We start from the raw sequence: 616 nt of genomic DNA on the forward strand, positions 1-616 counted from the left end.
CCCTAAGCAGCGGCCATTTCATGACATTAAGCGAGCACCCACAGGGCGATTGGAACGCGATGTGGTTGCTGACCTCCATCCATCACCTAGGCAGGCAGCCGCAAGTGCTGGAAGAGTCCGGTGCCGCACCCGTTGAAACACCCGCCGACGGCTTTGTGCAGGGCTATCGCAACGACTTCAGCGCCACCCCGTGGGACGTTTTTTACCGCCCAGCGCTCAAACACACCAAGCCGCAGGTGCTGGGCATGCAGACTGCGCGCGTCAGCGGTCCTGTCAGCGAAGAGGTGCATTGCGATGCATACGGCCGGGTCAAGGTGCAATTTCATTGGGACCGCGAAGGTCAGCACGACGACAACAGCAGTTGCTGGCTGCGCGTGGCCTCTCGTTGGGCGGGCGACCGTTACGGCGCGGTGACACTACCGCGTGTGGGCATGGAAGTACTGGTGGCATTTCTTGAAGGCGATCCGGACAAACCGGTCATTTCGGGTTGCCTGGCCAACAGCGTCAACCCCACCGCGTATCCACTGCCCGCGCACAAAACCCGCAGCGTCTTGCGCAGCCGCAGCACCCCCAGCGGCACGGGCTACAACGAACTGCACCTCGAAGACCGCAAAGG

General features: G+C 62.2%; 1 protein-coding gene. It reads left to right on the top strand.

Translation table 11 applies throughout. From position 1 onward, the window contains the following. Positions 1–616 (top strand): type VI secretion system tip protein TssI/VgrG (gene tssI, locus B347_RS24550; RefSeq protein ID WP_033386918.1); only part of this gene is annotated, 616 nt, incomplete at both ends.

The organism is Pseudomonas psychrophila HA-4, from assembly GCF_000282975.1.
Classification (GTDB): Bacteria; Pseudomonadota; Gammaproteobacteria; order Pseudomonadales; family Pseudomonadaceae; genus Aquipseudomonas; species Aquipseudomonas psychrophila_A.